This window comes from Gemella sp. 27098_8_92 (assembly GCF_041433685.1).
Lineage (GTDB): Bacteria > Bacillota > Bacilli > Staphylococcales > Gemellaceae > Gemella.
Genome location: NZ_JAPWBZ010000013.1, coordinates 1 through 7,914, shown reverse-complemented (window position 1 = coordinate 7,914; position 7,914 = coordinate 1). Strand labels below are relative to the sequence as shown.

Annotated in this window: 4 protein-coding genes and 1 riboswitch; of the genes, 2 read left to right on the top strand and 2 right to left on the bottom strand. The window is 33.8% G+C overall.

Features of this window, described 5'->3' with window-relative positions; all coding sequences use genetic code 11:
- The coding region (locus tag O3802_RS07570; protein ID WP_371458994.1) for a MiiA motif-containing surface protein at positions 1–2,001 on the top strand (2,001 nt) is incomplete at its 5' end.
- 323 nt (positions 2,002–2,324) lie between these two features.
- Here the strand turns inward: O3802_RS07570 and O3802_RS07565 are convergent.
- Positions 2,325–2,861 (bottom strand): sigma-70 RNA polymerase sigma factor region 4 domain-containing protein, encoded by a 537-nt coding sequence (locus O3802_RS07565; protein WP_371458993.1) that lies wholly within the window; start codon positions 2,859–2,861, stop codon positions 2,325–2,327.
- Positions 2,862–3,395: 534 nt separating this feature from the next.
- Positions 3,396–3,956, bottom strand: coding sequence for an ECF transporter S component (locus O3802_RS07560; RefSeq protein WP_371458992.1), 561 nt, complete (start codon positions 3,954–3,956; stop codon positions 3,396–3,398).
- 294 nt (positions 3,957–4,250) lie between these two features.
- A riboswitch (FMN riboswitch) is annotated at positions 4,251–4,363 on the bottom strand.
- 538 nt (positions 4,364–4,901) lie between these two features.
- Between O3802_RS07560 and O3802_RS07555 the strand changes: the two genes are divergently transcribed.
- Positions 4,902–7,914: MiiA motif-containing surface protein (locus O3802_RS07555; protein WP_371458991.1), on the top strand; the 3,013-nt coding region annotated here is incomplete at its 3' end.

Below are 7,914 nucleotides of genomic sequence, written 5' to 3'. Positions count from 1 at the left end.
AAATTAGCAGTGGCGACAGTGTCGTTAGCGATTGGAGCAACAGTTGCTCCAGCAATAGCAGGAACAAGTCAAGTAGCGCATGCTGAGGAATCAACTCAAAGTAACCCAGTTAAGAAGAATAAAGTTCGTTATGAATTCTACAACGCTACACCGGAAAAAGAATTACCAGAAGGTTTGATGAAGTTGTTACCAGTTGATGATAAAGATTATGCGGTAGGAGACTTGGTAGTCCCTAAACATTTAAACATGCCTATTTATGAAGATAAGGTTAATAATGGGAGATGGTTATTTGAACCTGCAGTTATTCTATCATATAATGAGGACAAATCTTTTCCTTATGAAGGAAAAGAAGTTGTATTTTCTGGTTCATGGGAATTTGAACCTAATCCAGCTCCAACATATAGTTTCGTAAGTGTTACCCCAGACAAAGAGTTACCTTCATATATATCAGAGCTTTTACCAGAAGATGATACTGTGTATAAAGAAGGAGATGTGGTAAAAGCCAAAAACCCAGCTCAAACAATTACTCAATTTGATCCTGTAAATAATGAAGAATGGCACTTTGTAGGATATGATAAAGAAAGTGGAGTAGCAGGAGAAGATGAACTTAAGTTTATAGGTAAATGGAGAAGTGAAGCTCATCCTGTAGTCTGGTCTTCAGATTATGCTGATATGCCTTCAATAGACAAGATAGGAGTCGGTGCTACTAAAGTAACAGGAACTGGAGTAGCGGGAGCAGCTGTTCGAGTAACATTACCTGACGGAACCAAAAAAACTGTACCAGTAGATTCAAATGGTAAATGGGAACTAACTCTAAAAAAACCATTAAAATATAAAGAAGAAGTAACAGCGTTCCAAATAGAAAACGAGAAAAAATTTAGCTGGAGTACAACAGAAAGTGCCAAAACAGATGCGGATAGAACACAAATATATTACCCAGAAGTAACGAAAGTAGAAAATCCAGATCAACTAAGCCAAGAAGAAAAGGAACATGTAAAAACAGTAGTTGAAACAAATAATACACTACTACCAGGAACAACAGTAGACGTGGCAGATAACGGAGATGTAACGATAACATATCCGGATAATTCAGTAAGTACGTTATCAAAAGAAAATATAATAGAAAAAAGAACTACAGCAGATAAAACAACACCGAATAAACCAGAAAAAACGGTAGTGGCAGATGCAGACCAGTTAACTCGAGATGAAAAAGACCAAGTGGCAATAGAAATAGGAAAAGCAAATCCAGACCTACCAGCAGGAACATCAGTGAGAGTAGCAGATAATGGAGATGTAACAATAACATATCCAGATGGTTCAGAAAATGTAGTAGAAAAAGAAGACACAGTAGCTAAAAAGACGGTAGCAGGAGAAGTAACACCAAACAACCCAGAGTTAACAGTAGTAGCGAATCCAGAAAAACTAACACAAGATGAAAAAGACCAAGTAGCAATAGAAGTAGGAAAAGCCAACCCAGAGCTACTAGGAGATATATCGGTGACAGTAGCGGACAATGGAGATGTGACAATAACATATCTAGATGGATCAGTAGATACAATATCTAAAAAGAATACAGTAAAAACAAAAGAACAATCAGATCAATCAAGTCAACCATCGCAACCAGTGTCACAACAAACAATAGCAGAACAAATAACACCAAAAGATCTAGAAATAGTAGAAGTGGGAGACGCTAAAGAACTAACACAAGAAGAAAAAGGTAAAGTAGAAGAAGCGGTTAAAAAAGCAAACCCAACGTTCCCAGCAGGAACAAAAGTAGCAGTAGCAGGAAATGGAGAAGTAACAATCACATATCCAGATGGATCAGTAGATACAATATCAGGAGAAAATACTGTAAAAGAAAAAGTAAAACCGGCTGGAGAAAAAGTAAAAGCAAAAACTTTACCGAACACAGGTCTAACAGCAAACAATGCGGTAGTAGCAGGATTATCAATTCTAGCGGTAGCGGCATTATTAGCGGCAAGACGTAAAAATAATAAATAAATATTTTTAAAATATACTAATTATAAGTATTAGTTAAAAGATAATATTTAAAAAAAAGAGAGAATAGAGAAGTATATTCTAAAAGCTAGTTTTTTGGCTAGTTTGTGGATATATACTAAAAGATTCTCTCTTTTTCTTTTTTTTATCTTTATACCAGGGTTGGGATGTAAAAAGTATGCCCTGGATTTGTTATATAACCCCTTTATTTTGCTTTTATTCTTTTGAGGGGGGTTTATAGAAATAATAATTTTTTGATAGGTTATTAAAAATAGGAAATCTTTAAAAGAAAACCACCCCGCAAGGAGTGGTTTTGTAAGTGGTAGCTAGGCGCGTTTAAATAGGAACATAATGTATATTTCTTTTATTCTTTTAAATAGTCTATAGCATGTAGAAAGAGATAGACCTAGATTTTTAGAGGTTTTCTTAATATCCTGAGTTTTCTTAAAATCATCTAGAAAAGCTAATTCTTGTTCAGTTAAGACCGTCGTTAAGTAAGAATTAAGATCTATTTCTAGGATATCTTTATCATTATTACAAGAATGAATTAGGGTATTATCGAAGAAATCAATAGGAACACTTTTATCCTTATTTCTACGACGTATTTCATCAATAAGTTTTCGTTTTATAACTGTGAGTGCAAATTTATCAAAGTCACAAGCTTCTATTCCCCCATCTTCTAGTATAAGAAAGCTTACAAGAAGCCCTTCTAAACCAAAAGTATAAAATTCCCTATGTAATATTTTTGGAATTTTGACTTTGTATAAACCTTTAGTTATTAAAACCTCTTTTTCTTTAACTAAAATGTTAAAACGTTCCTCTTGTTCTTCGGTTAATGTATAATAATTTTTAATCTTTCTCATTTTGAGTCTCCCCTTTATTTTTTAATAACTTATTAATAACTTATTCATAATTAAATCTCCTCTTATTATATCGTTAAGAAAATAGTCAAGTTTTATTCATAATAAAACCTCCTTTATACAAGTTTTAAGAAAAAATTAAAATTTTTTTCTTTCTTACTTTATTATATCATATTTATTTCACTTTATTACATAATGTATTTTATACAAAAACAAAATATAAAGAAAAAAAGATAAAAAATAGAAAAATAAATAATAAAGTTCTTTTATACAAAAAGTATAGAAGGAAAGGAACTTTGTAAGAAAAATATGTAGGAAAATATATAGAAATCTAAAAATATTTTTTCAGGAGATTTTTTGTGAATTTTTTGTGAATTTTTTTCTGGAAGGATATACAGAAAATATGTAAATCAAAAAGAGTGCATGAGTTAAAAAAGGAGAAAAAGAAAGAAAATATCTATACCGCTAAGTATATTTCATCAAAATTGTTCTTGTGTTAATTTTGAAAATAGTCCCGACAGTATAGATATTTATGGATTAAGCGAATTTATTTATAATGGTGCTTGGAATGCGTTTGTATACTCGAAGTGTTACAAAGAATAAAATAGTAACTAATGCTCCTTTAAGAAGATTGAAAGGAATAATTCCTGCGGTAACAATGACTTTCACATTTTTTACTATATCTGTTAAATCCATGATATAACCATAAGCAGGTAATAATACAAAGTAATTAAGTAGAGCCATAAAGATAGTCATAGTTATAGTCGCCAGGATTCCACCGATAATGATTTTTAGAGCACCTTTCTTATAGAATAAAACAATAATGCTAAGAAAGATAAACTCTACAACGATATTAGCGATAGATCCAACAGGCTCGTGTGATATTAGTAGAATGTGTAAAAAGTTTTTTAACAGAGATACTAATATAGCGTATCTGTAGTTCATCAATAATAACGCCATAAATAGCGGGATAAAAGTAAAATCAAATTTTAGAAATGGTGGTAAAAATGGAACCGCAAAACTAAAAAAAGATAGAAGTAGAGCAATAACGGCAAGCAGCCCACTTAAAACAAGTGAATGAGTATTTTTTTTATACATATTGACCTCTTTCTATCTTCAAAAGGCGTAAAAATAACCGCATTAGTATTCTAGGCGGTATTGATAATTTTAAAATTTTAAGTTAGTTTATCTTGCAAGAAATAGTTTTCTAATGTAAGACCAATAGTTTATTTTAAAATAAAAATACCACTTTAAAACATTTAAAGCGGGACATAAAGGTATGGATATTTTATAAAATGTGGATAACGACGATTTGATAAATAGACTAGCGAACTAGTGGGTTAAGTATATCAAAATTAGTTGTTAAAACTTACAATTGATAAAATATGTTTTCCGTATCTTCTATCATCCAGACTGTACTGTCGGTTTTGGAATTGCACCAAATCAGCTTACGCTCGCGGACTATAACCGCCGGTCGGGAATCGCACCCTGCCCCGAAGATAATTAAATTTTATAGTTTCATTATAAACCGCTATGATATAAATGTAAAGAAAAAAGTTTCTAGAAAACTAGAAAATATAGTGTGTGAAAAAATACTGATAAGTCCTTAAAAGAGAGAAAGAAAGGGACTATTACAAAAATATTACGAGGAAAATACATAGTAATAAATATATATAACCTCTTTAAGATAGGGATAATAAGTAAATAAGATAAGAAAAAAGGAAGTAAGCAAACTTTTGTAATCAAAATGTAAAATTAACAATTTTATTAAATTGTAATAGATAATTTTATTGCATATATAAAAAGATAAGGGGAAAAATATTTTTTAATTATTATAACAAAAGGTTTTGAAGAATATATTTTTTAGGGAAAATAATATGGAATAACATTTATTTCATTTACCTATAACAGTGTGATAAATGCTGTTGATGTGATTTTTATATAAGAATATAGATATTTTCTATAAATACACAAATTTCTTTTGATTTATAAAAATTTATGATATAATTAATGGGCAAAAAATATTATTTAAGGAGGAATTTTATGTATAATAAAGAAAGAAAAACAAAATACGCAATACGTAAGTTGGCGGTAGCAACCGTATCACTTGCGATTGGAACAACAGTAGCTGTTCCTGCAATAGTAGATTCAGGACAAGTAGCACATGCAGAGGAGCAAGGGGTAGTAGCCAAAAAATATAAGGTAGAGTACCAAATTAATAATGCTAATTATCGAGAAATACGCAATATTCCGGCTGGACTTAAAGCTCTTATGCCGACAGATACAAAAGAATATGCCAAAGGAGAAACAATAAGAGCGACTGCACCTACACAAACAACATATGTAGATAGTGAAAATGATGGGGTTTGGACTTTTAAATCTTACGCGCAGGAAGAAAAAGTTGCTAATGATTTAACGGCACAAGGATCTAAACATGACACGATTGTATTTCATGCAGCTTGGGAGTTTAAGGCGAATACAGAGTATGAAGAAAGTTATGAATTTCTTAGTGGTACACCAGATAGAGAGTTACCGTATGAGATTAGTGCTAATTATTTACCGAAAATATTAGAGAAATTTGGAGTAGGTGGGGAAGTTCGTCCGCAAGTACCGTATAATTATATACATAAAGTCGAAGATGGTTATTGGGCATTTTCTGGATGGGATGTAAAGGGTGAGTGGCGCTATGGAGATTCATATTCTACGAATGGAGTACACTTAATTAATGATACGCAGTCCATTAAAAGAGCAGAAGATCTTAAATTTACAGGACGTTGGTACTTTTTTAGGAAAGAAGATATAAAAGGTGATATAAGTGATCCATTATATTTCCAAAGAAATTTTTTCTTGAAGGATAAGAAGGGATTTGAAGTTCCGCAAGATCTTCAGAATCGATATTCAGACAAGGAAATGTATAGATCAGCAGATCCAGATTCACATAGCTTAGATAGCGCTAATGCTGTTCAAGAAAATCCATTAGGAAGCTGGTATTTACATTATGAAGCTGGGCATGATGCAGGTAATGGACCTATTGCAGGTGTTGACCCAGGAGAAAGCAATGTATTTTGGAATCTGAATAGAATATATAGGTGGATATTCCAACCTAAAGCGGCTACTTACACTTTTGTTAGTGGAACATCAGGATATACGTTGCCTAGTGCTTATGCAACAAATTTATTACCACACGGATCTTTTGTAAATGGGGAAAGAAGAGGGCCAGGGTATAAAGAAGATGAGTATTTGAATGGGGATGTAATTAAACCGTATCAACCAGGAGAAACAAAAGATCATATACCACAAAAGCCTAAAAAATATATGTATGATGGAGTAAATAATGGGCTATGGACATTCCAGGGGTATGATAAAGACAGTGGAATTGTCGGAAAAGATGTGCTTAATTTTATAGGAACATGGACATTCACACCTACGAAAAATCCAACAATAACAAAAGTAGACAACCCAACCCAACTGACAGAAGAAGAAAAAGGGAAAGTAGAAAAAGCAGTAAAAGATGCGAATCCAACATTCCCAGCAGAAACAACGGTGACAGTAAAGGATGACGGCCGTGTAGAAATTAGGTATCCTGATGACCATATAGGAGTAATTCCTGCAACAGACACAGTAGCGGAAAAAGAAACATCAGTGAAACCAACAGTAGACAAAGTAGATACAGATGATACTAAGATAACAGGAACAGGAGTAGCCGGATCTAAGATAGTAGTAACATTACCAAATGGAGATACAAAAACAACAACAGTAAAACCAGACGGTAAATGGGAAGTAGACCTAGACAATCCACTGGCAAAAGACGGTGAAGTAAAAGTAACGCAAGAAGAAACAGACAAAAAAGTAAGTCCGATAGCACCAACAACGGTAGTGCCAACAACAGCGGAAGCAACAACACCAAACAACCCAGCTGTTACAAAAGTAGACAATCCAGCCCAACTAACACAAGATGAAAAAGACAAAGTAGTAGACGAAGTTAAAAAAGCTAATCCAAGTCTACCGGCAGGAACAACAGTGACAGTAGATGATAACGGAGATGTGACAATCACATATCCGGACAAATCAAAAGACACAATCCCTGGAACAAGCACAGTGGCAGAAAAAGAAACATCAGCGAAACCAACAGTAGACAAAGTAGACACTGACGATCTGAAAGTGACAGGAACAGGAGTAGCGGGATCTAAGATAGTAGTGACATTACCAAATGGAGATACAAAAACAACAACAGTAAAACCAGACGGTACATGGGAAGTAGACTTAGATAACCCACTGGCAAAAGACGGTGAAGTAAAAGTAACGCAAGAAGAAACAGACAAAAAAGTAAGTCCGATAGCACCAACAACAGTAGTGCCAACAACAGCGGAAGCAACAACACCAAACAACCCAGCAGTCACAAAAGTAGACAATCCAGCACAACTAACACAAGATGAAAAAGACAAAGTAGTAGACGAAGTTAAAAAAGCTAATCCAGGTCTACCAGCAGGAACAACAGTGACAGTAGATGATAACGGAGATGTAACAATCACATATCCGGATAAATCAAAAGACACAATCCCTGGAACAAGTACAGTAGCGGAAAAAGAAACATCAGCGAAACCAACAGTAGACAAAGTAGACACTGATGATCTGAAAGTAACAGGAACAGGAGTAGCCGGATCTAAGATAGTAGTGACATTACCAAATGGAGATGCAAAAACAACAACAGTAAAACCAGATGGTAAGTGGGAAGTAGACCTAGACAATCCACTGGCAAAAGACGGTGTAGTAAAAGTAACGCAAGAAGAAACAGACAAAAAAGTAAGCCCGATAGCACCAACAACAGTACTGCCAACAACAGCGGAAGCAACAACACCAAACAACCCAGCTGTTACAGAAGTAGATAATCCAGCACAACTAACACAAACTGAAAAAGACAAAGTAGAAAAAGCAGTAAAAGATGCAAACCCAACATTCCCAGCGGGAACAACAGTTACGGTAGATAACAACGGAGATGTAACAATCACATATCCGGATAAATCAACAGATACAATTCCTGGAATAAACACAGTAG

Bases quoted from the DNA above. Each gene is read 5' to 3' on its own strand.
- O3802_RS07565 (WP_371458993.1), bottom strand. From the start codon at position 2,861: ATGAGAAAGATTAAAAATTATTATACATTAACCGAAGAACAAGAGGAA.
- O3802_RS07560 (WP_371458992.1), bottom strand. From the start codon at position 3,956: ATGTATAAAAAAAATACTCATTCACTTGTTTTAAGTGGGCTGCTTGCC.